This window comes from Achromobacter sp. FW305-C-13 (assembly GCF_058783475.1).
This window is the reverse complement of the sequence record NZ_JBYSYN010000004.1, coordinates 709179-732530: the sequence shown is the minus strand read 5'-3', so window position 1 is coordinate 732530 and position 23352 is coordinate 709179. Positions and strand designations below refer to the sequence as shown.

General features: G+C 60.0%; 26 protein-coding genes and 1 pseudogene. 13 read left to right on the top strand and 14 right to left on the bottom strand.

What is annotated here, in order from left to right:
• Positions 1–96: 96 nt before the first annotated feature.
• Positions 97–834, bottom strand: coding sequence for a DUF3800 domain-containing protein (locus tag AC3WMU_RS26990; RefSeq protein ID WP_492283226.1), 738 nt, complete (start codon positions 832–834; stop codon positions 97–99).
• Positions 835–1445: 611 nt separating this feature from the next.
• Between AC3WMU_RS26990 and AC3WMU_RS26985 the strand changes: the two genes are divergently transcribed.
• A complete protein-coding gene (locus AC3WMU_RS26985) occupies positions 1446–2537 on the top strand; it encodes an SH3 domain-containing protein (protein WP_492283225.1) in 1092 nt (363 codons plus the stop codon).
• Positions 2538–2755: 218 nt separating this feature from the next.
• Here AC3WMU_RS26985 and AC3WMU_RS26980 read toward each other — a convergent pair whose 3' ends face one another.
• The 6 genes and pseudogenes from AC3WMU_RS26980 to AC3WMU_RS26955 all read right to left on the bottom strand — a co-directional run bounded on the left by AC3WMU_RS26980 (position 2756) and on the right by AC3WMU_RS26955 (position 9288).
• Complete coding sequence (locus AC3WMU_RS26980) at positions 2756–3424, bottom strand: hypothetical protein (protein ID WP_492283224.1); 669 nt, start codon at positions 3422–3424, stop codon at positions 2756–2758.
• Positions 3421–6573, bottom strand: coding sequence for an HsdM family class I SAM-dependent methyltransferase (locus AC3WMU_RS26975; protein WP_492283223.1), 3153 nt, complete (start codon positions 6571–6573; stop codon positions 3421–3423). Before AC3WMU_RS26975 ends, AC3WMU_RS26980 begins: the two co-directional genes overlap by 4 nt.
• Positions 6570–6860: an XRE family transcriptional regulator gene (locus AC3WMU_RS26970; RefSeq protein ID WP_492283222.1), complete on the bottom strand. Its 291-nt coding sequence runs from the start codon at positions 6858–6860 to the stop codon at positions 6570–6572. Before AC3WMU_RS26970 ends, AC3WMU_RS26975 begins: the two co-directional genes overlap by 4 nt.
• Before the next feature lie 412 nt (positions 6861–7272).
• Positions 7273–7391, bottom strand: a pseudogene (locus AC3WMU_RS26965) (AraC family transcriptional regulator); the annotation flags it as partial.
• Positions 7392–7430: 39 nt separating this feature from the next.
• Positions 7431–7610 (bottom strand): hypothetical protein, encoded by a 180-nt coding sequence (locus AC3WMU_RS26960; protein ID WP_492283221.1) that lies wholly within the window; start codon positions 7608–7610, stop codon positions 7431–7433.
• 307 nt (positions 7611–7917) lie between these two features.
• Positions 7918–9288 (bottom strand): Fic family protein, encoded by a 1371-nt coding sequence (locus AC3WMU_RS26955; protein WP_492283220.1) that lies wholly within the window; start codon positions 9286–9288, stop codon positions 7918–7920.
• Positions 9289–9617: 329 nt separating this feature from the next.
• Here AC3WMU_RS26955 and AC3WMU_RS26950 point away from each other — a divergent pair, with 329 nt between their 5' ends.
• Both AC3WMU_RS26950 and AC3WMU_RS26945 read left to right on the top strand, forming a co-directional pair.
• Positions 9618–10604 carry a Bug family tripartite tricarboxylate transporter substrate binding protein gene (locus AC3WMU_RS26950; RefSeq protein WP_492283219.1) on the top strand — a complete coding sequence of 329 codons (987 nt, stop codon included), beginning with the start codon at positions 9618–9620 and terminating at the stop codon, positions 10602–10604.
• Positions 10605–10626: 22 nt separating this feature from the next.
• Entirely contained in the window at positions 10627–11817 is a 1191-nt protein-coding gene (locus AC3WMU_RS26945) for a M24 family metallopeptidase (protein WP_492283218.1), read from the top strand.
• On the opposite strand, the gene AC3WMU_RS26940 is transcribed toward AC3WMU_RS26945, so the two are convergent.
• On the bottom strand, positions 11810–12775 hold the full coding sequence (locus AC3WMU_RS26940; protein WP_492283217.1) for a LysR substrate-binding domain-containing protein: 966 nt from the start codon (positions 12773–12775) through the stop codon (positions 11810–11812). The two genes, AC3WMU_RS26945 and AC3WMU_RS26940, sit on opposite strands and share 8 nt — an antisense overlap.
• Positions 12776–12927: 152 nt before the next feature.
• On the opposite strand from AC3WMU_RS26940, the gene AC3WMU_RS26935 reads away from it, so the two are divergent.
• From AC3WMU_RS26935 to AC3WMU_RS26915, 5 genes are all read left to right on the top strand, one after another.
• On the top strand, positions 12928–13389 hold the full coding sequence (locus tag AC3WMU_RS26935; protein ID WP_492283216.1) for a GAF domain-containing protein: 462 nt from the start codon (positions 12928–12930) through the stop codon (positions 13387–13389).
• Positions 13390–13401: 12 nt separating this feature from the next.
• The gene (locus AC3WMU_RS26930) at positions 13402–14370 is read left to right on the top strand and encodes a Bug family tripartite tricarboxylate transporter substrate binding protein (protein ID WP_492283215.1); all 969 of its coding nucleotides are present in this window, start codon (positions 13402–13404) and stop codon (positions 14368–14370) included.
• 54 nt (positions 14371–14424) lie between these two features.
• Positions 14425–15039 carry a class I SAM-dependent DNA methyltransferase gene (locus AC3WMU_RS26925; protein ID WP_492283214.1) on the top strand — a complete coding sequence of 205 codons (615 nt, stop codon included), beginning with the start codon at positions 14425–14427 and terminating at the stop codon, positions 15037–15039.
• A 117-nt stretch (positions 15040–15156) separates the two neighbouring features.
• Complete coding sequence (locus tag AC3WMU_RS26920; protein WP_492283213.1) at positions 15157–16230, top strand: hypothetical protein; 1074 nt, start codon at positions 15157–15159, stop codon at positions 16228–16230.
• An 18-nt stretch (positions 16231–16248) separates the two neighbouring features.
• Complete coding sequence (locus tag AC3WMU_RS26915) at positions 16249–16569, top strand: hypothetical protein (protein ID WP_492283212.1); 321 nt, start codon at positions 16249–16251, stop codon at positions 16567–16569.
• Positions 16570–16650: 81 nt separating this feature from the next.
• On the opposite strand, the gene AC3WMU_RS26910 is transcribed toward AC3WMU_RS26915, so the two are convergent.
• From AC3WMU_RS26910 to AC3WMU_RS26895, 4 genes are all read right to left on the bottom strand, one after another.
• Entirely contained in the window at positions 16651–17343 is a 693-nt protein-coding gene (locus AC3WMU_RS26910; protein WP_492283211.1) for a hypothetical protein, read from the bottom strand.
• A 160-nt stretch (positions 17344–17503) separates the two neighbouring features.
• A complete protein-coding gene (locus tag AC3WMU_RS26905; protein ID WP_492283210.1) occupies positions 17504–17953 on the bottom strand; it encodes a DUF6389 family protein in 450 nt (149 codons plus the stop codon).
• Between the two features lie 10 nt (positions 17954–17963).
• Entirely contained in the window at positions 17964–18614 is a 651-nt protein-coding gene (locus AC3WMU_RS26900) for a hypothetical protein (RefSeq protein ID WP_492283209.1), read from the bottom strand.
• Complete coding sequence (locus tag AC3WMU_RS26895) at positions 18614–19027, bottom strand: hypothetical protein (protein ID WP_492283208.1); 414 nt, start codon at positions 19025–19027, stop codon at positions 18614–18616. The genes AC3WMU_RS26900 and AC3WMU_RS26895 overlap by 1 nt, the downstream gene beginning before the upstream one ends.
• Positions 19028–19132: 105 nt before the next feature.
• Here AC3WMU_RS26895 and AC3WMU_RS26890 point away from each other — a divergent pair, with 105 nt between their 5' ends.
• Positions 19133–19747, top strand: a complete 615-nt coding sequence (locus tag AC3WMU_RS26890; protein WP_492283207.1) for an ABC transporter ATP-binding protein — start codon at positions 19133–19135, stop codon at positions 19745–19747.
• Between the two features lie 45 nt (positions 19748–19792).
• Here the strand turns inward: AC3WMU_RS26890 and AC3WMU_RS26885 are convergent, their stop codons facing one another.
• Positions 19793–20215: a hypothetical protein gene (locus tag AC3WMU_RS26885; protein WP_006226095.1), complete on the bottom strand. Its 423-nt coding sequence runs from the start codon at positions 20213–20215 to the stop codon at positions 19793–19795.
• A 15-nt stretch (positions 20216–20230) separates the two neighbouring features.
• The gene (locus AC3WMU_RS26880; RefSeq protein ID WP_006226096.1) at positions 20231–20605 is read right to left on the bottom strand and encodes a glutaredoxin family protein; all 375 of its coding nucleotides are present in this window, start codon (positions 20603–20605) and stop codon (positions 20231–20233) included.
• A 452-nt stretch (positions 20606–21057) separates the two neighbouring features.
• Between AC3WMU_RS26880 and AC3WMU_RS26875 the strand changes: the two genes are divergently transcribed.
• From AC3WMU_RS26875 to AC3WMU_RS26860, 4 genes are all read left to right on the top strand, one after another.
• On the top strand, positions 21058–21597 hold the full coding sequence (locus AC3WMU_RS26875; protein WP_492283259.1) for a helix-turn-helix transcriptional regulator: 540 nt from the start codon (positions 21058–21060) through the stop codon (positions 21595–21597).
• Positions 21594–22010: a VOC family protein gene (locus AC3WMU_RS26870; RefSeq protein ID WP_280027180.1), complete on the top strand. Its 417-nt coding sequence runs from the start codon at positions 21594–21596 to the stop codon at positions 22008–22010. The genes AC3WMU_RS26875 and AC3WMU_RS26870 overlap by 4 nt, the downstream gene beginning before the upstream one ends.
• An 81-nt stretch (positions 22011–22091) precedes the next feature.
• Entirely contained in the window at positions 22092–22499 is a 408-nt protein-coding gene (locus tag AC3WMU_RS26865) for a RidA family protein (RefSeq protein ID WP_492283206.1), read from the top strand.
• A gap of 221 nt (positions 22500–22720) precedes the next feature.
• Positions 22721–23335 (top strand): hypothetical protein, encoded by a 615-nt coding sequence (locus AC3WMU_RS26860; protein WP_492283205.1) that lies wholly within the window; start codon positions 22721–22723, stop codon positions 23333–23335.
• The last annotated feature ends 17 nt before the right edge of the window (positions 23336–23352 follow it).

Here is a 23352-nt window from a genome sequence, read left to right as displayed (position 1 = left end):
CCAGACGTCAGGTCTGACGGTGTAAATGTAGTCTTGCTAAATGACTGACACCTTTTTCCTTGGACCGGTAATCCCGTAGCGTCTTCTCGCTGGAAACTACCAAACACATCCAAAGTACATTGAATCAAAGATATCTTTGGCCACTGTCCTTACGCTCGGTGAAAGATCTTCGGAGAAGAAGGCCCCATGTCCAGCAAGTTTGAATGACCAGTCGTCCCCCTGAAGCTCATTAAAGTTTCTATGCTCTACAAAGAACTTCCGGCGGAAGGCGGTTCGGACAATCCAATCTAGCTCAACTTCCTGCCCGCCGAGCGGATGTAGTTCATCGTTGATATGAACCTTCTTTTGCATCCCAGTCAACGAGCACTTGAGCAAGTACGAACAGTGATAGGCTACGAAGTCAGCGAGTTGAATTCCAGGTATAAATTTTGAATTGCAGTCGACTGTAAGCTCCATGTTCTCGGTCGGCATAGCGGCTCCAGTGATGCCTTCATCCACAAATACAGCTTGTGGCCGGGGAAGGGCATTGCGTTGGATAATCTGATCTGCGGTTGCAACGACAGATTTGAGCAAGATAGGTCGCTCGCTAGTTGGACCAATATACAAGCCTAACCTGCAGGTATCTAGAACGATGCGATAGATGTCGGCTCGTAGGTCGCGCAGTCCTTGTGCGTGGGCCATTCGAGCACCGCTCTTGTATTCGTCGAGAGTTGGCGTTAGACCCGCCCGAGATATGGCGCCATTAACAGCGTCGGTCGGCTCTTCGTCACAGTAAGCGAAACCAACGCAAATGTAGCCAAGATCGTCCTGAATGCTCTCATCGACAAAGATCATGTTCGTAGGTGGGAATGATTGGGTTAAGCTAAAGTGCCGGTGCAACTCTTCGCCGGCTCAGCGGACGATGGTCTATTGTTAACCGGACGATCCCTCGGGCAATCAGAGCTCGACCGTATATTGCCAAAGGCGCTTCAGCCCCAGACTAGTCTCTTGAGAAAAATGGCGTCAGACTAGAAACTAGCAGATGTGAATTGTAGTCTGACACCACTTTTAAGTCACTGCCGGTTAATAGTCTGATGACGACCGAGACACTGAATGCGTTGGGAATGCGGCGGTTAATTGATGCTGTTGTGGGAAAGGGATAGATTTTTAGGCTAGGCTATGGCCAGCCATATGCCGTGAAATTGCAGTCCGACAATCAATTCGCAGCGAAATTGCAGTCCGACACCTTGTTGTTATTGAAGGATGGCAATTAGTTAACCCTAGCCGATCGATTCTTCTGCGCTGTAACGCCATCTGCATACAGACCATCCCTAAGGGGGGACAACAAGCCTCTTCTAACTTCTGCTTATGGCTAAAAGAAGACGGTGATCGATGACCGTTCCTAGGCAGGCCCTTCACCTCAGTACCTCGGACTTTGAGAGCCTGCTAGCGGGCAACATATTCAAATGGATAGCACACTCGACGAGCCGCCAGGCAACCCCAAGAAGACCGCGCTCCAGCAGATTCAGGAGCAGCTTGAGCGTCAGATGCGCCCGCTGCGAAAAATCCAAGAGATGCAGGATCTGGTGAAGCCTTACTCCGACTACCAACTGAAGGAATTGACGAGGCAGTTTGAGCCGCACTCCCAGATTCAAGCAGTGCTGGAACGCTTAGCGGTCCCCAAGCATATGCAAGGGATCATCGACGGGACATCCATCGCCATGCAGGTGAAGCGAATGATGGAGCAGGACTTCCCGAAAGACACGTTCGCCGGCCTCGGCATAGACAACGACACTATTCGGCGAGCGGCCCGCCTCGATTCCATCAGTAGTATGGTCAAGCAGTATGAGCAACACGTGAAGCCGATCTCTCAGAATCAAGACATGCTGGAGGAGTTTCGGCGCCAAGCTTTTGGACTCTCGGCTGTTAACTTTGCGCGCCAACTGGAGGCAACCCCCGCGTTCCGGATAATGGAGGAGGCCAAGAAGTCGTTGCATCGCATGTGGCCGAAATTCCGAGAAATTGACTTCAGTCAGTTCGAGACCAACGAGGAGGACTTGCAGGAGACCCAGCAGGTCGTGGAGTCCATAACTCAGACCGTCGCCGAGCAGGAGTCGTTTCAGGAGGCTGTCGAGCGCATCGTCCTCGCCATTCAGGTGCAGCAGAAGCCCACGGTACAGTTGATGCTGTGGTTATTCTTTCGCAAGTTCGTGGATTGGCTGATTGCGGGCGCTATAGGGGCGGCCATGGGGCACTACGCGCCGGTAGTGTTGGGTGAGAGCCCGCAGGCAGCTAAGAAGGCGGTGCAGGATAACGCGCGTGCCGCAGTGGGGTCGCCGCTACTGCTGGTAGATTACCGCTACGTCTCGGCCAAGGTGCTCATTGTTCGGCAGAACGCTCGAGCCCGCTCGCCAGCGGTCGGGCGTCTGGCCTTCGGCCAGGCGGTGAAGCTACTGAGGAAGGAGAAAGACTTTGCCTTGGTCCTATGGGTCGACAAAGAGAGCGGCGCGGAAATTCAGGGCTGGGTGTTCTCCCGATACCTGGGCAAATTCAACTGATGCGCACCGCGCGAAGGCCGTGCACGCGCCGTGTTGACCAATATTGGGTGAGCAAGATGCCCTGATCATCAACCAGCGAATCGTTTTACTTTTTCTCTGCTCCCCAAGCCTCTGATTTGAAATGGGTTTCCCTGGAAATTCGTGGGGAACTCTCAGCGTCAAACTACAGTTCTCGCAATTACAGGTTGCGAAGTTGTAGTCTGACACCCTCAGTTTTTCTACTTATGACGTGCCAGTCCTGGATATTCCAGGACTAGGTGATGGCATCTGAAGTCGCTCGGATAGGCCTTGCCGGTGGGCACGCTGCGATGATGATTGGAGAGCCGATGTGGCCTTGAGGGAAACTCGGCAACAGTATCAAGAGCGCAGCCCAGTTTTTTCGCAATATTTGCAAGCGTGTCCAGTGCAGACCCTGATATAAGGTATCCCAACATCGCGCCAGAATTCGAGAATGGTGCATATCGACAGGTCAGGTACTCCTCACGAACATCTCTTTCGTATTCTGCCAATGTACGCGGAGTTTCCAGCACCTTAGCCTCTAGCGGCCACATGATGCGCTCATCAGCTCGAAGTATAAACGCGAGATCGTAAGCCGGTGGTTGAGCGGGTGGCGCCATCATCGTTTCTCTTTCGAAGGAGCCATGTTGCACGTAAAAGGGTTCAAAGCCCGTCATGGAATCCCTAATACGCGGTTCAAGCAACTGCGTAATGCTGCGTTCAAGATCACGACTATCGACGGCGGGTGGATGTGCGAGCATCTCATCGTAGGCTGCCCATACGAAGCCGAGTATCCAGTGTGCTGGATTCTGCATCCATGAGCAGGCTAGCGCGATGAACGATGGATCTGGGACAGTTGGCGGTGAAGGCCAAGAAGTAGGCGTCGTCATTGGAGGGCCGCCTCCTCTGCGGCCACTTGCTGCCAGCGAAAGAGATCCAATGCCACCTCATCACCGTCACTTAAACCTGCGCTGCGCGTCCAATATCGTGCCATGTCTGGTTTTACGACAAATATTGTTGGAATCCCATTGCTGCTGTCATATATACGCACAATCCGTTCATGATATATACCGCGTCGCGCGACATCGGGCCGTAACGATCCCTTGTCTAACCGTTCGAACTCATCAAGCAGCGCTGTTGTTCGTACTTGTCTAACATTGATCGTATCATTGGCGGTTCCGCCTAGTTCGAATGCCACAAGTCTGTATGGTAACTGGGACTCATGCTCGCATCGAAAAATAGTCGCAGCTACTTTTTTATTGTTCCCAAATCCCGCCTTCAATACACGAACAAAATAGTCACAGTAAGAGTTTAGTTGGACTTCTGATTCGTCATTCGAACCGGACGTTACCTGTCGAGAGGGGGCCGTGTCATCGCCACGAAAATCTTGTAGCGTGTACTGAAACATATCTTCAACCAAAACGCGCTCCGCATCATTTAGATTGAAAGCTCGGAAAGCACGTGCATCTAGCTGTTCATACGTTTCAATTCCATCCGCCAATCCAGACTCAGGGTTAGGAATAGGAAGACTCATTAGTTCATGAACCAACGCTTCTGGCCGATACGCGGCTATACGCCCGCTAGTCAATTGTAGATAATAAGTAGCGATAGCACTATTGAAGGACACACAGGCGGCTTCTAGCAATGGTGCTGGAGCGTGAACGCTGACATAGCTCTTATTGCACAGGGCCCCCTCTCCTTTACGAGACTTGGCTATGCGTGCATGAAAGCGACTTGATGCCTTCTGCCAGCTCTGCTTGATAATCAATTGTGGAAAGGAAAATGCACCAAAATCGGTAGAGTCCCGAGAGTGGGTTGTTATCTCGCCTGCTAGCGGTAGTGCATCGACATCTATATGTAAAAATGATTCGTTTGGAAAAACATCGGCATCAAAGAGGCGTCGTTTGTACAAACGGGGCTCGGATCTAGTCCGATCGCCGTAAATGATCCCTTGCCGGCTTTTTACGCCGAGCTCTTCCCGGACAGAAGAGAGGCTGGGGTATGTTTGAAGCTTCTTTAGAAGGACACGATCGCGGGGGCCGCCCCACATCAGGGCCGTCCAAACCAGTCGATCGGAAGCGGCCTCACGTACGGTTAGCCAACGACGATCCTGCGGTTCTATAATGATAGTGAACTCGTCGACGAGCGGCTTGAGGTGTTTAGGGCTTATATAAGCAATGCGGTCATCCAGCGATGGAATACACTTTTTCATCATCACCACACATGCGGGTGAGGTTGACGTTTTTGTGGTATGTGACTTGCGCTTGAAGACCTTAAACCGCAGTGCTGAAAGATTGTAGATCTCTTCGATGCGGTGTGCAGAAAAGAGCTCTTTCCTGAAGGCAATGGCTTTTGTACTGCCATTGAATAGCAAGGAGTTTGCAGACTGAATCATGGCGACTCGACCAGAGAGAGTCACCAAATGTGCAGCCTTTGCCAGAAACAAGCCACCTATATCCTTGTTGGCTACAGTCCAAGACCGCTCAGCGGAAGTTGCCCAATCTAGAGCGGGCGGGGTTACAAGGCTGTCGCCCCATGGCGCATTGCCAATTACTAGATCGTATGAGTTCGCATCTTGGATTGAGTCGAAGCCGTTACGATTTTCGGAAAAGAAATCCGAACAAACTAGACGTCTTTCTCGCATGGCTGGAAACACAATCTGCGTCCAGTAATGGCGCGGCTCAATTTCGTCGCACATTGCCAGGTAAAGACTGAAGCATGCGACACGAACGGCGTGCGGATCTTTGTCCACGCCGAAAATATTGCGCTCCAGGAGATTTCTCAAGGTTTCCGCGCGGATAGGTTTATCCGGATTGGCTTGCTTCCACCGATGAACTAGACGCTGAAACGCCTTGACCAAAAAAATCCCCGAGCCACATGCGGGATCGATAATCTTCAAATCCCACTCGACGCCGCTCCATGGCAATACGCGATCCAACACAAAGTCCACCAAGTGGGGTGGGGTATAAAAAATTCCATCTTGAGAAGCTCGCTCGGTCACGAACGTCTCATAAATGCTGCTGATGAATTCCAGTGGGATAACATCAAAAGAATATTGCGGCCAAAGGGATCTCTGCCCCGAAGGCATATTCACGTCGCCACGAATGAAATCGCTTAGTAGGGCAAGGTGTTGCTTACTAACTGCCCGCTTTTCAGCTGCCCAGCCTTGGGCACGCGCAGCTGGGGTGTCGCCCTTGCCAGGAAACAAATCCCCATTGAAGCGGATGTTTAACCAATCAAAAAGCCTATAGGTATCTTGATAGCTATCAAGGACGCTAGCAAATCCGGTATGTGCACGGCTTAGAATGCCATCCGCATGGAGGCGTGCAAGTTTGGTAGGCGTTAGAGCGGCAGCGCCATCCGAGTCCTTACGATCAAAGAGAAACTGCACGAAGATGATGCGAGCCAGCAAATCATGGCAAATATCATCGTCTTGAAGACCGGCCTCATCCAATTTGGCGCGAATGTATCGCAAATTGCCAAGCAACATTTGGTCGGCCCGTCCGTCGCGATCAAACCGCTCAGCGTGCTGGAAAAAGAACTCCCCAGAAACGAGATTTATCCAGTGCAGCGCACGCGCCGCTCGATTCTCAAGACCGTCAGAGCGAATTTGTGTTAAATCTGACTGCGTGATCTGATGCACTAGGAAATCGCCAACGTTCCTGTCAGGGTCTGGGGCTTCACAACAACTCCAGACACGGAGCAGATTCGGCTCTATCGTCACCAAAACTGGGCTGTGTGAAAAATTCCAAGTCAGGCGATGCAACTCTCGTAGAGTGGCATCCTTTGCGTCACCTTGGAAATCAACAACGACGGCTAAAGGTGGCTCAGTTGCGGTTGCTTGAGAATCAGCCATCAAAACGCCCACCACCGCGCGCTGCGCGTCGTCAAAGCGGGTTAGCGCTCGACCGATTTTTTCTCGCGCTAGTGATGCGAAGACAGCCGCACCCGCCCCCTTCGGATGCGTTACAGTCGCCGGGGCTGGCCAGCCTAGGTCTGCGTGCACCTGATTGAGTGAGATCGACAATTCTTCTTTCACGGATCCAACTCCAATTGATTTTGCTTGTCGCCACCGAATCGCCCCGCCTTAGCAGCACCACGTGGGCGCTTTGGCGTCAAGTCGATTCGTGCGAGGACATCGTGGAAAGCCAAGCCCTGGACACTCATTTCCGCAAGCAAAGCAGCAATTACAGCCAGATGGCCGGGTACCTCCCCGGCGCCTGCGTAGTTTGAAACGGAATTGCGGTTCATCCCGATCAACTTAGCAAAAGCGCGGACAGTGAGACCAGCTTTTCCCAGCTCTCCCAGAAACTCGGTGTATGTCATCGCCAAGCCTCTCGAGCGAATTGGCACATAATTTCATGATAAAAACACATTAAATTGTGTGCGTCAATGCTAATTCATAGCTCATCAGGTGGACGATCTTCTGTCTCGCTGCAGATCAGTCATCGCGATCCCGATTCAGACCATCGAGCTCTTTGGACGAAACTTCTCTGAACCCCCTGCAGGCGGCGCACAGGCTGGTTGCAGGGACCGTGGCCAGATGGGTCGAGTGAAAGGCATGTGTGCTTACGTGAGCACTTTGATCGACGCTCTGCTGGGAATTGGCACGAACTTGTACAGATTCCGTCAGCGCCGGCAGCGCTGCGCACGGTGCACCTGGCTCGATGCAAGGCGGCACAAGCCTGCTGCGATACGCGTCGCGCTCGAGCCGTCTTCTCCCTCCCTCGCCGAAGCTTCATGAGCTCGTCCCTACGATCCCAAGAAATGCTCCCTCAGCGAAACCGCTGACCCAAACCCGATCTTCATTGTGACCCGCTCCATGGGCAGGTCTGTCGTCTCCAACATCCTCCGGGATAAAAAGGTGTCAGACTGACACCTTTCATGAGGTCTTCCCTACCGGGCTTTCATCTCCTCCTTCTCCTCCTTCTCCTTCTTCTCCTTTTTTTCTCCATCGTAGTGAGACTTGATGGCGAGAAACATGCCCGTGCCCAACACGAGAAGCTTGAACGTACCGAAGACGACAGGGACCCAAAAATTCATTATTTCCTCAAAAGGCTGCTTCAGCAGCTTCATTCACGACTCGTGGTCCAGGCAAAGACAAACGAACGATAGCGGTATGGGCATGACTGCCGACATTGCAGTTTGATGCCTTTCGTTGGGGCGGTAGCGTGAGCGTCATCGCCTGCGCCGGGTAATACGCTCCCAATCCTACCTGCGTTATTCAGCGTTCCACCGGATCAGTTTGGCTGAATTTCTAGAGATCAGTGTGTTCGCAGGTACGTTCCTGGTGACGATGGAACCCGCCGCGAAAAATGTCAGACCACAATGTCTCAGCACATAAGTGCCGAAACTGTGGTCTGACTCCAAGACCCCCAGATCCCTACCGCGGCCGTCCCGCCTCGATCCACTCCTGCACCTGTTCCATCGGCAACCGGTATCGTGCGCAGTTGTACAGATCCAGCAAGAGCAGTTCCTCCGCCAACATCGGACGCAACACGTGCGCATCGTCCTTCGATAGGGCCAGCGCCGCTACCGCCGCATCGGCCGTCTGCCGTGCGCGCACCACCCGACTGATCGCTTCGTTCAGTTTTTCCCGGAAGCGCAGGCGAATGGGATCCGGCACACCCGCCGCGTCGAGCTGAATGGCGTACTTTCGGATCGAGCGCCGATAGGACCACGTGAACAGATCCACCGCCAGCGTCACATCGCCGCGTTCGTAGACGCCCGTCATGGCGTAGGCATAGTCTTGAGCCTCCACGTCCAGGAATGATAGCGGCGCGCAGTTGTAGAGCATCAGCGGAATGTTGGCCGACAGGCGGCTGGTGCGCTTGTTGCCATCCTCGAATGGCTGCAGATAGGCAAGGTTCACCCAGAGAAAGAATGCCGCTTCGACGGGGTTCTTGATTAGCCGCGCTTTCTCCACGATGTGATCGAAAATTTCCTGCAGCAGTGCGGGCGCCTGGATGGGCAGATAGGTCGTGCCGCCGATGTTGACCACGGTCCGGCGGATACGACCTAGGCTTCTGGTATTGGGCAACAGGTGCTGCATCAGGATCGCGTGGAGATTGCCGATGACGGCGGACGTGAGGCCGTGCATGGGCACCGCGTCGATCATGAACTCGATGGCGGCCTTGTGGTTGAGCAGCATGACCGCGTCCAGATCAGTGCCCGCCGCGCCGCGCTTGAAGAGTTCTTGCGTGGCCAGCAGCGAATACCGATTGCCTTCCAACCGCGAAGACGACCAAGACAGATCCAGCAACAGCGGTTCCAGCACGCGGCGCGCGTAAGTGCCGGCAGGCTGCTGGCCCTGCATGCGGCCTTCGTCGGCCAAAGTCTGGGCCAAAGCAGGAGGCAACAGGGAGCTCTGGTTCGGGACGTAGTTGTCCACGAAGCTGCGCTGATAGCCGACCGGTGCGCGCGATGCTAGCGGTTGCCGAAGATGGGCCAGCAGTTCCACCCCATGTTCGGACCAGATCATTCCGATCGTTTCGGATGCCGGATCCGCCACCCGTGTGGCGACGCTGTCCGGGGCCGGCGTCCAGGCGGGCGCGTCGCCCGCGAGTCCGTAGCGCGTTGCCCGGCCTTGCCCTTCGCGCAGCACCAGGCCGGCTTTGCGCAGTGCGTCCAGCTGGCGCTTTACCGTGGACCAACTGGCGCGGGTTCGATAGGCCAATTCGCTGGAACTCAGCCAGGGGAGATTATCCTGTTGCTGGGCACGGAGTAGCTGGAGGATGTGTTCGCGGGTGGTCATGGCGCGTGCGTAGAGACTGAATCAGCTCAATTTATCAAGAATCAGCTCAAAACTGAGCTGATTTTGAAGCCAGATGAGCTGAAACGGTCTGATTCTGAGCTGATTTCAGACGCAAGCCGCAGGAAGCATCGCCTGTTGCACCATCAGTCGCCTTCAAGCCGCAACGGTTGCACTGCTTCGGCAGCCACGGCGTCCCGCTATGCCAAAACACTTATGGAAACCTCAGGTTTATTCATTGGGCATGCATGCCTGACCTCCCCATAATCATCCCGCAGGCTTCAAAGGCCGCCGTCCATTCGCGACGTATCTGATGATTCATGGGGAATGACATGTTGAGGACTTTACTGGGACGCACAAGCTGCGTCGCAGGGATCGCGTGCCTGCTGTTCGCAGGCGTCAGCACACGCGCCGTCGCCGACTATCCGGCTAAGCCCATCAAGCTGGTCGTGCCGCAGGCCGCCGGCGGCGGCACGGATGTGATCGGCCGCTTGTGGGCGGACTACGTGGCACGGCAGCTGAAGACGCCGGTGGTGGTCGAGAACCGGCCGGGCGCCAACGGCATCCTGGCATCCAGTTACGTGGCCAAGCAGCCGGCCGATGGGTACACGGTGCTGGTCAGCGGGGTGTCGTACCTGGCCTTCAACCCGCATATGTACAAGAACATGCCGTATCAGCCGGCGCGGGATTTCGACGGCGTCAGCCTGTTGGTGAATACGCCCTTCTTGCTCGTCGCCGGCACGCAGACGGGGATCCGTTCGTTGGACGAACTGGTCGCCCGCGCCAAGGCCGAGCCCGAGTCGCTGAACTTCGCGTCGGCGGGCAAGGGCAATTCCACGCATCTGGTCGTGGAGATGCTGGCGCAGAAGACGGGCATGAAGCTCACGCACGTGCCGTACAACGGCGCGGCCGCGGGGCTGACCAGCGTGATGGCCAATCAGACCCAGGTAATGGCCGATGTGCTGAACACGGGCGCCGTGCAGGCCAATGCGGGCAAGGTGGTGCCGTTGGCGGTGGTGGGCAACAAGCGGGCGGCCAGTGTGCCGGACGTGTCGACGCTGGCCGAATTGGGCTTCAAGGATTTTCCGATGCCGGGGTGGTATGCGCTGGTCGCGCCCAAGGGCACGCCGCCGCAGGCCATCGCGCGGCTCAACGCCGAGACCCGGCGCTTCTTTGACGACCCCGCGGTCAAGGCGCGCTTGCAGGAACTCCAGTTGGAGCCGCTGCCCTCGTCGCCCGAGACCGTGGCGGAATGGACGGCCCGCGATAGCGCCACCTGGGGCCCGCTGATTCGCCAGCTGGGCTTGAACAACGACTGAACACCACGACAAAGGACACACCATGCCCAAACTCACCCAGGCGGTCTGGCAATACCGATTCGACAAGATGACGTCCATGATGGACGAGTTGGCCGTCGACGCCGTTATCTTCACCTCGGCAGACTTCTTCCAGTTCGCCACCAATTTCCATACCGACGTGTTGCCCTGGGAACGGCCGATCTTTGCCGTCGTGCCGCGTAACGGCACGCCCTTCCTGGTGATGAACGAGCTGTCCACGCATCACATGCAGTTCTCGCAGGAACAGGGCAAGGTCTGGATCACCGACATCAGCTACTACGCCGAGCATCCGCGCGTGCAGAACCGGCTGCCGTTGATTCCGCAGCTGCCCGAGGTGCTGGCGGCAAGATTGAAGGCCGCTGGGCTTGCGCGCTCGCGCATTGCGGTCGAGGGTGGCAGCCCCGTGCTGGCGCAACTCGCGCGCTTCCTGCCGGACGTCGTCTTGCGCAACGCGACGCCCGAGTGCCGCGCGCTGCGTTGGCAGAAGCACGATGAAGAGCTTGCCGTGATGGCGGCCGCCGCGTCCATCTCCGATTGGATTCAGGACCGCTACCGCGAGAACATCCGGCCGGGCCGGCTGGTACAGGAACTGGACTTCGCAATGGCGTCTCTGTTCGTGCAAGAGGCGGCCGAGCGCTTTCCGGGCGAGCATTTTGAAGTCATCCGCTGCTGGACCTTGAGCGGCCCCGCGTCGGCATCGCCGCATGGCGATGGTGCGTCATGCGGCGCGCGGATCCAGGAAGGCGACGTGCTGGTGAACATCGTCATTCCACGCCTGAACGGCCTGACCATCGAGAACGAGCGCACCTGGTTCTGCGGCACGCCTTCGGCCGAGCAGGTGCGGCTGTGGTCCGCGGCCAAGGCGGCGAACGAGGCGGCCATTGCCGCTGCGCGAACCGGCAATCCCGTCTGCGCGATCGACGCGGCCGCGCAGGCCGAGATCGAGAAGGCCGGGTACGCGGACTTCATCCGCCATCGCACTGGGCATGCCGTGGGCATCATCCACCACGAGTACCCGGAAGACATGGCCTTCAACCAGCGGCCCTTGCTGGACAACGAGGTGTATTCGGCCGAACCGGGCATCTACGCCTATGGCATCGGCGGCTTCCGGCTGGACGACACGGTGGTGGTGGGAAGCACGCCGCGCGTGCTGACCCACACGCCCAAGACGCTCGAGTACGCGACGGTCAAGTAGCCGCGTCGTGGGCGGCGCTGCCCTGGGAGGCGCTCTGCGCCTCCTGGCGCAGCGTTTCACGCAAGGCCGGCAGCACGATGCTGGGCGAGTCGGCCGCCCACAACATGCCGATGGGGCCGAACTCCAGGCGGGACGGCGCGCGCACGATGCTGATGAGCTGAAGCCGTTCATACATGTGCGCGACGGAGCTCGCCAAGGTGGCGATGTAATCGCGGTCTTGCAGCATCGACAACAGCGCGACCAGCGAACTGGTCTCGACGGACGGCTTCGGGGGCGGCATGCCCGCATCCACCACGGCCTGATCCAGCCGTGCGCGCGACAGCGTGCCCAGCGGCGGCAGAATCCACGGATAGCGCTGGGTGTCTTCCCAGCAGGGCGCATCCAGTTTCGCCAGCGGATGCCCGCGCCGGGCCACCACGCTGAAGGTGTCGGTCATCAGCCATTCGGTACACAGGCCGGAACGGCTGGCGCGCACATCCAATGGCCCGATGATGAGGTCGATCTCGCGCCGTTCCACACGTTCAATCAGGGGCTCGAGCAAGCCCTCAACCAGTTCGATCTGCACGTTGGGCGAACGCTGGTGCAGCGCGGCAATGGCGCGCGGCAACAAGACCGGCGCGGCAGAAAGAATGGTGCCGATATGCAGATGGCCGGCCACGCCACCCTTGACCGCTTCGATTTCCTCGCCAGTGCGCGCGGTGTCGCCCAGGACGCGGCACGCGTAGCGCCAGAGCGCACCCCCGGCCTCTGTCAGTTCAAGCGACCGGCCACGCAGGAACAGCGGCGTGCCGACCAGGTCTTCCATGTCGCTCAGCCAGTGCGAGAGCGCAGGCTGCGTCATGTGCATGGCTTTGGCGGCGCCGGTGACGCTGCGCGCGCTTTCCAGCGCGGCCAGCACTTGCAGGTGGCGCAGCTTGAGCCGGCGGGTCCAGGGCGGGTCGATCGAGGTGGCGTCCATGCAGAAATGGTAATGGATCTCTCAGCTTTATTCATTAGCGCCTTATGGTCGTTGGCAGCCAAAATGCCTTTCCCGATCGACGAGGGCAAGCGGTGAAGCATTCAACAGAAAACATGGCCCAGGCACAGCTTTTAAGCGACATGGCGCAGGCCTTGGCCGCAGCACCCCAACCCGAATGCGGGCTGCAGGGGCTGGCCCAAGCGCTGGCCACCCGCATCGGCTATCGGCTGTTCACGGTACTGGTGCTGGATAGAGAGGCGGAGCAGAGCCTGCGGTATTTCTCGAGCCAGCCCGACGCCTATCCCCCGGGAGGCGCCAAGCCCATCCGCGAAAACAGCGAGTTCTACGCCACTGTCGTGATGGGGGGACACGCCCGGATCTGTGTGGACCGCGCCGCGTGCATGCGCGCCTTTCCAGACCACGAGCTGATTCATTCACTTGGCTGCGAGAGCGCCGTGAACGTGCCGGTCCGCTGGGACGGCCAGACCATCGCATCGCTGAACCTGCTGCACGAGGCCGGCTGGTATCGCCAAGACATGCTGCCCGAACTGAGCTGGTACGCCGCGATGGCCGTTCCCGTCATTCAGAAGATCATTCATACCACCCGCCCGTAGGGAGAGAAAACCATGACACGCCTTAGCACCGCTATCACCGCATTGCTGCTGTCGGTGGGATTGACGCCGGCTCACGCGGCGGACGCCTACCCCACCAAACCGATCACGATCATCTACCCCTACGCGCCGGGATCAGCGTCCGACACGATGACCCGCCTGCTTGCAGAAGCCATGTCCAAGCGCCTGGGGCAGCCCGTGATCGTCGACGGCAAACCCGGCGCCGGCGGCTCGATTGCCACCGAGCACGTCGTGCGCGCGGCCCCCGATGGCTATACGCTGCTGCTCAGCGCAAGCGGCACCATCGCGGTCAATCCACACATCTACAAGCTGCGCTACAACCCCGTCGAAGACCTGGCGCAGATCTCCATCGCCGTGGAAGTTCCGTTCGTCTTCGTCGTGGGCAAGAATTTTCCGGCGCAGGATTACGCGGCGTTCAAAGCGTTAAGCAGCACGAAACCCGGCGGCCTGAGCTCGGCGAACGCCGGGCTTGGCACCCAGGCGCACCTGACGCAGGCGGCCTTCGCCAAGTTGGCGGGGGTGAACCTGAGCATCCTGGGCTACAAGGGGGCCTCGCCTGCCGTCAACGACATCCTGGGCGGACACGTGGATTCGATGATGGACAACGCAGCCTCGCAAATCCCGTATGTCACCTCGGGCAAAACCACTGCGTTGTTCGTCACCAGCGATTATCGGTTTGATGGGTATCCGCAAGTGCCCACGGCGAAGGAGCTGGGCATCACGGGGTTGGTTCCGACCGGATGGTTTGGTTTGGCGGCACCCAAGGACACGCCGCCCGCGGTTGTGGAAAAAATCCAGGGTGCGGTGGTTGCGAGCCTTAAGGATGCCGAGATGCAGCGCAAGCTGAAGGAGTTGGGTTGGGTGATCGTCGGGAATACGTCGCAGCAGGCTGCTGAACGGGCTCGCACGGACTATGAGCTTCTGGGGAAGGTGGCTCGGGATATTGAGTTGAAGCCGAATTGAGGGGTTGGGGCGCATCTTTTAAGATGCCTCCATCCACATCGCCAGAGTCCCGACATGCCCTCCTCTCCCGCTGACGACGTGATCGCCCTGTACCAAGCGCATGCCGCAGCGTTTGCGGCGCAGCGGAGTACGGAATTGATCGAGCGCGCCTGGCTGACCGCGTTCCTGGAGCGGCTTGCCGTGCCGCATCCGCAGGTGCTGGATGCGGGTTGCGGCACTGGCGTTCCCATCGCCCGCCACCTGATCGAAAACGGCTGCCGTATCACCGGCATCGATACCTCGTTGCCGCTGCTGTCCCGGGCCAAGGCATCGTTTCCCGACCATCATTGGATCGCCGCCGACATGCGGCAGTTGACAGGCATTGGACCGTTTCATGGTTTGATCGCCTGGCACAGCTTTTTCCATCTTCGACCCGAAGATCAGCGGCTGATGTTCCCTATCTTTCGGCGCCTGGCCGCGCCCGGTGCGGTGTTGATGTTCACCAGCGGCACGGCGTTGGGCGAAGCCATTGGAACGTTTGAAGGCAAGCCGCTTTATCACGGCAGTCTGGATGCCGGCGAATATCGCCAACTACTGGCGGAGAACGGATTCTCGGTGGTTCGGCATCAGCAGGAAGATCCGGCGTGCGGCGGCGCGACGGTGTGGCTGGCCACGCAGACTGGCTGTTAAGCAAGGCGCGGGGCCGACGCGATATCATGACCCCGCCCTTCCCCGCCGGGGTATTGCCTGGCCCTGCCGCTTGCAATGCCCCGTTCCTTCCCGCTTCGGAAACAGGAACCCAGAACGATGCCGTTTTCCCCCACGCTTGCCCGCGTTTGCCTGATCGCCCTTTTCGCCCCGACGCTGGCGCTTGCCCAGCCCGCCGAGCCGGATTTCGCCGCGCGCACGGCCGCGTTGGTGGAGCGCCATCGCGTGAATGTGGACGGACTGCTGGGTAATGCGCGGCAGGAGGGAATGGCGTTGCTGGTGATTCCGACCCTGAACCTGGACGCCGAGCCCCAGCGCGATTTCAACGACGACGCGACGCGCGACCGCTTTGTGCGCCAGCGCAGCACGTTCATGCATTGGAACCACAAGACAGAAGAGGGCTACGCGATCAGCGCCGGCGCGGGAGACCACAAGCTGAAATCGACGGACCCCGGGCCGCAGTTCCAGACGGTGCGCGGCAAGCTGCTGTATCAGGTGATTCCGGTGTGGCCGGGTGAATACCGGCTCAACCGCATTACGTATCATCAGCCTCGTACCGAATTGCCCGAAACGGTGCCGCCGCAAAGCGCCATGGAGCGGCTGAAGAAGATCGGCCTTGCGACGCTGGATTACACGGTGGACCGCGAGTTCAAGATGAGCTCGCCCCAAGCGAAAACCGGGCTAGAGGATGACGACAGCTTGGGCAAGGGCTGCGAGGTGGTGTTGCGGGCGGGTGGCGGCTGCGACGAGGCCGCGCGGGAGGTGCGCTGGCGGATCAACGGCGAAATCGCGTTCAACGGCGGACAGGCCGATGCCGTGCCTGCGCCCGGCATCGAAGCCGAACTGACTTTCTCGCCGATCGCGGCAATCAAGCTTGAAGCGGGCGATGTGGTGCTGACGGACGGCTTTGTGTTGCCCGTCGATCAGCCGGTCATGACGCCCGATTCGTGCGAAGACACCTCCCTCGGCCCCACCTGCACGATGGACTCGCTGACGTTGACGCGCCTGCCCGCCAGCCTGGACGATTTCCGGCAGGCGCCGGGCGCGGCCAGTTTCAATTTGCCGAAGTTGGATGCGGCGCTGCGTGACCTGACGTATCGGGCACCCACCCTGTACTACAAACCGGCGTCCGCGGGCGAGCCGAACGTGATTCGGGCCGTGGGTCGGAACTAGGATTCGACAGGAAACGGAATGGACGCAAAAGAGTTCGTCGCCAACTGGGATGCGCTCAGGGCTGAGTTGCTGGGCGCCTTTACGGCGCCGGACGCGGCTAGTGAGGTCGCCGCCAAGGTCCGGGCAATGGGGTTGTCCGCCGAGCAAGCCGTTCAGATGCAGGGCATCCTCGACACCGTGATTAAAGACACGATGGTTGCGCTGCTGCTGGGTCTGGACGGGGAGGCCAGCATCGGGGACAGCCAGCAGACGTTCACGATCACGGATGAAGACGGCACCGTGATTCAGGGCATCGAGGAGGCTGCGTGGGAACGCTTCCATGGCGCTGCCGGGCAATGATGCAAGGCGCCGGTTGCGGACCTTGCACACTGCGTAGAAAAAATCAGGAAGCCTGATCGGGCCACCGCGGGCCCGAAGCCGTCACGCGCTTTCGTCCGCGCTGCCCGTCGCATCGCGATACGCGACCGCATACATGGCCGTCACGACGAACGTGGCCAGGACACTAAGCACGACGCCCAGCGCGGCATAGGCCACATCAGCGCCCGTCACGAACGTGTACGTCAGCGGGGACAGCACACTCGCCGTGAAACCGGCCACGACGACCAGCGCCAGCAGCATGAGCATCAGCGGCCAACGCGGGTAGGGCATTGCCGCGCGAATGTGGCCAAAGCCATATTCACCCGTCGTCGCGACGCGCGGCAAGCTCAGCCCATACGTCGCAAGCGCGTACAAGACAGGCAGCCAGATAATCGCCGCGGACGCGATCAACGCGCCCCAGAATCGGATGTCTTCCGCGCCGTTCAGCAGCACATAGACCACAAACGGCAAATCGCCGGTCGCACGACCCAGGGCCGCGACGGCGATGGTGAGCGCGCCGAGCAACACCAGGTGCTTGGCCTCTGCAGTGCCGCCGCGCGCGGTCACCTCGCGCGGGATGTTCCCCAGGACGACGACCCGATGCCAGGCGAACGTCATGCGCGCGAACGCGATCAGGTTGATCAGCGTCAGCGCGACAAACACCAGATCCGTCAGCTGATATAGCGGGGTGTCCGCCAAGGCGAACGGCAGAGACAGCGTGAACACGGCAAGCGACCACGGCGCGGCGGCCAACATGGACCGGCCCTGTTGTCGGATGACACCAGCTGTCGCGGCGAAAAAGCGACCTGCCCCGAGTTTGCTCGACACAAGATTCCTTTGCTCTGAACTACGGGTTTCGTTATACCCCAGCCACCGCATCACCCTTGCATGGCGTGCCGGCGCGCAGGAGCTTGCCTCAAACAGGCAGTTCGCGCGGCATCAACGTACCGGCGTCTTCATCGCCATAGATGAGTCCGGGCAACGGCGATTTGCCCCGCCCGACGTTTGCCCACAGCACTTCGATCCAGTCCGCCGCCGTGTCGACGATGGCGTCCTGCACGACAAAGTCGGGCTCGTCCAGGCCGAACGTCGGCACGGCCGGGGTTACCCCGCTGGCGGTGTGCCGGACGTCGAACAAGATGCGATGCGCATCCACCGCCTTGTTCAGCACATAAAGATCGGGGCCTTCGAGGCTGACGACGACAGAGAACGTGCCCTCGCCGTCCTGGTCCGGGAAGATGCCGACGCGGATTTCGCGGGCCTTTTCAGGCAGGGCCGCGATCAGCGCGGCCAAGCGCGCTTGTGCCTTCTCGGAATGCCGGTCCAGAACGCGCCGCAGCGCGGCTTGATAGTCTTGCCGATTCATTTGCATCCCCTTACTGTCCCGCGGCTTCATAGCTCACCACAGGCTGGCTACGCGGGTCCTGACGGAAAAACACGATGTTCTCGAACGGGATCGGATCGGCATCCCAGCGCCAATACGGCTTGGTGGCGCCGGAGAAGCCGCTGTAGCGATGCTCGTACTGGTTGTAGCAACCGACATGCACGGGGTCGCGGCCGGCGCCATGCGTTCGCAGCGCGATGACCAGATCGCCCCATTTCGGATCCTGCCCGGACTCCACCACCGACGCGGGGGCAAACCGGTCGTCTTCAAAACGCTGTCGGGCCGATTGTGAAAAATGGGCTCGCAGGGCCTGCTGGATTTTCTCGCGCAGCGGTTCGTCGTCGGGCGAGGCGTCGCCGCCCATATCCGCGATTAGCTGCTCGGCTTGCCGGCAAACGCCTCCCAACTCCGGGCCGATGCGCTGTTCCAGTCCGGCCGCCAAGCCGCCGCGCTGCATGTTGCCGAAGGACAAGCCGGCGATGGCCATCGCCAGCATCGCGGCGCCTGCGCCCAACGGCCAAGCGGGCGTGCGTCGGCCGGCATAGCGCAACGCCGCCAAGACCAGCAGCAAATGAACCGCCACGAACAGCAGCGCGTAACCGGCCACCATCCAGTAGTGATAGAACGTGAATCCTGTAAGCATCACGGCGTCCCCCTGCTCGCCCGGCGAGACAGCTTTACGCTGCCGATGCTGGCCGCGACCAGCATCAGGCTCGTCAGCGTCGCGATGCAGAAAAGCGGGAAGAGGTCGTCGGTGATGATCCAGCTCAGCTGCTCGCCCAGGCCATACGGTCCGAACGCCCGCGCAAGTTCGCGGTCTGCGCCGGCGAAGATGCGGGTCCAGAAGCACGCGGCCAGGGCGCCGTGCAGCCACAACGCCAGCGCGTAGCGCTTGATGTAGACCAGGCAAAGTATGGCCAGCGCGCCCGTCCAGACGCTGATCACCGATAGCCGGCTGGCGTCGAAGAGCTGCATGCCAGGCTTGGAAAGCAGCCAGATCAGGGCGAAAATCGCTATCGCACTGGCCGCGCCGACGGGCCAGGGAATCGGAGTCAAATTGATTTTTCGGGTCATGGGTGCGACGAATATACCTGATCGGACACGGTCAAAATCCGGATGCAGGATCTGGCCGCAGACCGCGTTCGTGCGTACACTTCCGGCATGCTACGCATCGACAATCTCACTAAGCGCTACGGCGACTATCTCGTCTTCCAGGGGCTGACTCACACGTTCGGCCCGGGATGCGTGGCGCTATGCGAAGAAGACAGCACCGGCAAATCCACCTTGCTGGGCATTATCGCGGGCGCGGTCGCGCCGGATGCCGGAGACGTCTGGATAGACGGGCATTCGCTGACGCATGCCCCGCGCGAGGCACGAGCCCGCCTGGCCTATGTGCCGGACAATTGCATGGCCTTTCCGGCGATGACGGGGCGTGCGTTGCTGGAACAAGTTGCCTTGGACAAGCAGGTTGCCGTGGACGACGCGGTGCTTGATCTGGCCTACCGGCTGGGGCTGGAACCGCACCTGGACAAGCGCTTCGAACAGATGTCGACGGGTACGCGCCGCAAGGTCTTCGTGACCGCGGCCGCCTTGGGCGCCCCGGCAGTGGTGATTGCGGACGGGCCCAGCAACGGGTTCGATGCGCAGGGCCGCGCGGTGCTGGCCGAGGTGTTCAAGACCTGGGCGAAAGATCGCGTTGTGCTGTTCGCCAGCCACGATCCCGAACTGGTGCAGGCGTGCGAGGCCAGGACAATCAATGTGGCCGATCTGCGCTGATTGAACGCTGCCGCCGCCAAGCTCTGGCAGCAGGCCTGACACCTGTCAGTGCGGCTTCCAGGTCAGCCCGTCTTTCGAACGGTACTCGGGTTGGCCCGAGCAACACCCACCTGCGCCGAACGCCTGACGCCCGATGAAGGCCGTGATAAAGCCTTTGCCTTCGGTCAGCGATTGGTTGACGCATATTGTGGGCAGCGGATAGAACTCCCCCTCCAACACCAGCGTCCAGGTCACATTCTCGCCTTCGGCCGCGTCCACCTTGTAGACCTTGCAGTTGTTGACGAGCAAGTGAATGGGCTTGCCGGCCAGCACGCCTTTGAACTGGTGGTGCGGCGGCGTTTCGCGCGTGGCAATGGTTTCGGCGGTGAGTGTCGACCCTGGCGGTGGCGGTGGAAGAGAAGGTTCGCAACCCGCCAGCACGCTTGCCGCGCACAGCGTCAGTGCCAATCGGCAGGCAAGGCGCATCATCTTGGAAAACTCCGGTCAGGCGACGTTGGCGAAGCGCTGTTCAAGGTAGGCGATGATGTCGCTGGACTCGTACATCCAGCGCGTGCCGCCCGCCTCCTCGATGCGCAGGCAAGGCACCTTCACCTTGCCGCCGCCGGCCAGCAATTGTTCGCGTGCCTGCGGATCGCGCTTGGCGTCGTGCAGGGCCACCGGCACGTTCAGGCGATGCATGGCGCGTCGCGTCTTGACGCAGAACGGGCAGGCGTGGAATTGGTACAGCGAGAGTGCGGCCGCGTCTTTGTTGACGGCCGCCTGGCCTTGCGGCGAACGCTTCTGCGGGCGCGGCCGCGTCAGGGCGTCGCCCGCGACGATCAATTGACCCAGGCCGACACGCAAGGCTTTAACAATCATGGATTTGGACTCGAAATGCGAAGGGAGGCGGTCAGTCTACTCCCTGTGGGGGCATTGGTGCGGCGCGCATTCTTGAGCCCGCTGCAGGTCGCGAGACATTGCGTTCTCTGCCCTTCTCTTCGTCGGATTTCAACTTCCGTGCGTGCTATGGCGGAGCGAGGCCTCGTTCCGGATGGTGAAATGTTCTCAGAGCTTGTAAGCGGTGGTGGTGTTGATCGTTTACGCCAAAGCCAGATTCGTTGACCTGCCGGCCTCATTTCCGGCCAAAATCAAGGAGAGTCTTGATGCCTAAAAATGCCGATGCTGAGATGGCCGAGTTTGAAGCGGCACTGCTGCGCAGCATCAAGCAAGCTGCCCAGGGCCAATATGCCCGTGTGCATACGCCTGCTGAGATTGTGCGGGGGCCAGTCCTCTACACTCAGATACACCCCCCTTTTCCAACGCCCGCAATCATGAGATCCCGCGCCGCCCCTCATGCCCCGCCTGCGTCCCCACCGGATCCGGCCGCTACGGAGCCATTGCAGGATGCTGCCCTGCTGCGCCGTTTGCTGCGCGCCAAAGACCGCATGGATGCCGCCTCGCACGAGGCCTGGCCGGTCAGCCGGCTGGCCGAGGTCAGTGGGGTCTCGGAGGCCTATTTCGCGCGTTCCTTCAAGCGGGCTTTTGGCCTTCCGCCGCACCGCTATCTGCTGACGCGCCGGATCGAACAGGCGGTCTCGTTGCTGCGCGATACCGAGCTCAGCATCACCGACATTGCCTTTTCGACCGGCTGGCAAAGCCTGGGCACGTTCGGCCGCATTTTCCATGACGTCACGGGCTTGTCCCCCAGCGCCATGCGCAGCGAGGCGCGGGCGACGATGCCCGACATCGGCCGGGTGCCCGCGTGTGTCGTGAAGGCCGCGCAGCGTCCTGATCTGGGCACCGCAGATTTGGAGAAGCGCCGCCGCTTGGCCGGCAATACAGTGGGGGCCTCAACCAAGGAGGAGCCATGAACGAAGGTATCAATGTGGTGGGCGTGTACGTCGACGATCAGGACGAGGCGCTGGCGTTCTACGTAGAAAAATTAGGATTTCGCATCCACACGGATGTGCGCAATGGCCCGTATCGCTGGCTCACGGTCCAGCATCCGGATCAGCCCGCGTTCCAGCTTGGCCTGTTCGCACCGGGCCCGCCTGTCCATGACGAGGCCACCGCAAAAACCCTGCGTGCCATGGTCGCCAAAGGGGCCATGCCGCCCCTGGTGCTATCGGTGTCGGACTGCCGCGCCAGCTACGCCAGACTGAAGGCGCTGGGTGTGGAGTTCACGCAGGAGCCCACAGACCGCTATGGCAGCGTGGACGCCGGCTTTCGCGACCCGGCCGGCAATGGCTGGAAGATGATTCAGGCGCCCACCGGCAAGGCGTAGGCAGCAGCCACCCAGTGACGGTCGGTCGCCGTCCAGGCTAGCTAAAATCCAACGCTTCACTCCATTGGAATTCAGCCTGCCATGACCGACCGACAGATCATCCTCCCCGATTCGATGAAGACGCTTGCAGACAGGGCCGGCTACGCGCCTGCGGTGAAGGTCGGGCACACGGTCTATTGCGCCGGGCAGGTGGGCCGGACGCCTGATCTGCAGGTCATTGCGGATCCGGAGGCGCAGTTCGCCGCGGCCTGGGAAAACCTGCGCGTGGTGCTCGCCGAGGCCGGCTGCACGTTCGAGGACGTGGTGGACATGACGACCTACCACGTCGACATGTCCACCCACATGGACGTGTTCCGGGCCGTCAAGGACAGGACGTTTCCCCGCGGCCGGTGTGCGTGGACGTGCATCGGCGTGAGCGAGCTTGCGCGGCCCGGTCTGCTGGTCGAGATCAAATGCACGGCGATTGCGGGGCCTGCTGCCGCGGCCTGAGGCGTTGATTCCGCCCCGTCACCGGGCGAGTCAGACGAAGGCAGCGCCGATACCATCCGTGCCGGTGCACACGGTTTTTTGGATTAGTCCAGGCACCGGCACGGCCATCCTGGTATCAAATGTGGCGGCAAGCTTCACTCCTGCTCAGGTCTCTGACATGGCGAGGTGTATTCATGCCGCAATGCCGATTTCCCCTGCGAATCCTGGCTGCCGTCGGCGCAATGCTGACGCTATCGAGCGGCGTGGCCCTTGCCCAAGGGGCCGGCCAGATGGGCGTGGCCGCGGTGCCGCAGGCGCCGGGAAAATTCTGCGAATGCAGGTTCTCATCAGGGCAGTACGAGGCCTATAGCACCGACGGCACATGCACCGTCCAGCGGTACGGCGGCGGGCGCAAGTGCGAATTCGGCTTCTCGGGCGTCGGCGCCAATCCCGGCGTGCTCAGTTCCCTGCTGGGTCAGGATGCCTATAGCGCGCAATTTCGCCTGGCACCCGAGATTCTGGCCCGCTATCTGGCGTTTGCCCAAACGGGCGACACGACGTCGTTGTCCGACAGCAAGTTCATTGAAGCCGCCCTGCCCGTGCTGGCGCGGGCCAGCCTGTTCCGCGAAGCCGTTGTCCGCGCAGAACTGCCCATCAAGCAGATGGATGCCGAGATCGTCGAGTTCTCAAGAAAATACAGCGAGGTCATTTCCGCGGTGTTCCGCGGCAAGCAGGCGCCTCAAACGATCAAGTGGAGCCCCAACAGCCAGTTCGAGATCGGACAGGGCTTCGTGCAGCTGGATTTTCAACAACAGTCGCAGTTGCTGGTGCTGTTCTTTGCCAACGCGAAACGGTGAGAGACCATGGATCTGAC

Excerpts from the sequence above, each read along its gene's own strand:
- AC3WMU_RS26955 (WP_492283220.1), bottom strand. The coding sequence starts at position 9,288 with ATGACCACCCGCGAACACATCCTCCAGCTACTCCGTGCCCAGCAACAG.
- AC3WMU_RS26980 (WP_492283224.1), bottom strand. The coding sequence starts at position 3,424 with ATGACGACGCCTACTTCTTGGCCTTCACCGCCAACTGTCCCAGATCCA.
- AC3WMU_RS26870 (WP_280027180.1), top strand. The coding sequence starts at position 21,594 with ATGAACGAAGGTATCAATGTGGTGGGCGTGTACGTCGACGATCAGGAC.
- AC3WMU_RS26905 (WP_492283210.1), bottom strand. The coding sequence starts at position 17,953 with ATGAATCGGCAAGACTATCAAGCCGCGCTGCGGCGCGTTCTGGACCGG.
- AC3WMU_RS26880 (WP_006226096.1), bottom strand. The coding sequence starts at position 20,605 with ATGATTGTTAAAGCCTTGCGTGTCGGCCTGGGTCAATTGATCGTCGCG.
- AC3WMU_RS26925 (WP_492283214.1), top strand. The coding sequence starts at position 14,425 with ATGCCCTCCTCTCCCGCTGACGACGTGATCGCCCTGTACCAAGCGCAT.
- AC3WMU_RS26940 (WP_492283217.1), bottom strand. The coding sequence starts at position 12,775 with ATGGACGCCACCTCGATCGACCCGCCCTGGACCCGCCGGCTCAAGCTG.
- AC3WMU_RS26985 (WP_492283225.1), top strand. The coding sequence starts at position 1,446 with ATGGATAGCACACTCGACGAGCCGCCAGGCAACCCCAAGAAGACCGCG.
- AC3WMU_RS26915 (WP_492283212.1), top strand. The coding sequence starts at position 16,249 with ATGGACGCAAAAGAGTTCGTCGCCAACTGGGATGCGCTCAGGGCTGAG.
- AC3WMU_RS26885 (WP_006226095.1), bottom strand. The coding sequence starts at position 20,215 with ATGATGCGCCTTGCCTGCCGATTGGCACTGACGCTGTGCGCGGCAAGC.
- AC3WMU_RS26950 (WP_492283219.1), top strand. The coding sequence starts at position 9,618 with ATGTTGAGGACTTTACTGGGACGCACAAGCTGCGTCGCAGGGATCGCG.
- AC3WMU_RS26960 (WP_492283221.1), bottom strand. The coding sequence starts at position 7,610 with ATGAAGCTGCTGAAGCAGCCTTTTGAGGAAATAATGAATTTTTGGGTC.
- AC3WMU_RS26920 (WP_492283213.1), top strand. The coding sequence starts at position 15,157 with ATGCCGTTTTCCCCCACGCTTGCCCGCGTTTGCCTGATCGCCCTTTTC.
- AC3WMU_RS26900 (WP_492283209.1), bottom strand. The coding sequence starts at position 18,614 with ATGCTTACAGGATTCACGTTCTATCACTACTGGATGGTGGCCGGTTAC.
- AC3WMU_RS26945 (WP_492283218.1), top strand. The coding sequence starts at position 10,627 with ATGCCCAAACTCACCCAGGCGGTCTGGCAATACCGATTCGACAAGATG.
- AC3WMU_RS26875 (WP_492283259.1), top strand. The coding sequence starts at position 21,058 with ATGAGATCCCGCGCCGCCCCTCATGCCCCGCCTGCGTCCCCACCGGAT.
- AC3WMU_RS26865 (WP_492283206.1), top strand. The coding sequence starts at position 22,092 with ATGACCGACCGACAGATCATCCTCCCCGATTCGATGAAGACGCTTGCA.
- AC3WMU_RS26910 (WP_492283211.1), bottom strand. The coding sequence starts at position 17,343 with ATGTTGGCCGCCGCGCCGTGGTCGCTTGCCGTGTTCACGCTGTCTCTG.
- AC3WMU_RS26930 (WP_492283215.1), top strand. The coding sequence starts at position 13,402 with ATGACACGCCTTAGCACCGCTATCACCGCATTGCTGCTGTCGGTGGGA.
- AC3WMU_RS26860 (WP_492283205.1), top strand. The coding sequence starts at position 22,721 with ATGCTGACGCTATCGAGCGGCGTGGCCCTTGCCCAAGGGGCCGGCCAG.
- AC3WMU_RS26990 (WP_492283226.1), bottom strand. The coding sequence starts at position 834 with ATGATCTTTGTCGATGAGAGCATTCAGGACGATCTTGGCTACATTTGC.
- AC3WMU_RS26970 (WP_492283222.1), bottom strand. The coding sequence starts at position 6,860 with ATGACATACACCGAGTTTCTGGGAGAGCTGGGAAAAGCTGGTCTCACT.
- AC3WMU_RS26890 (WP_492283207.1), top strand. The coding sequence starts at position 19,133 with ATGCTACGCATCGACAATCTCACTAAGCGCTACGGCGACTATCTCGTC.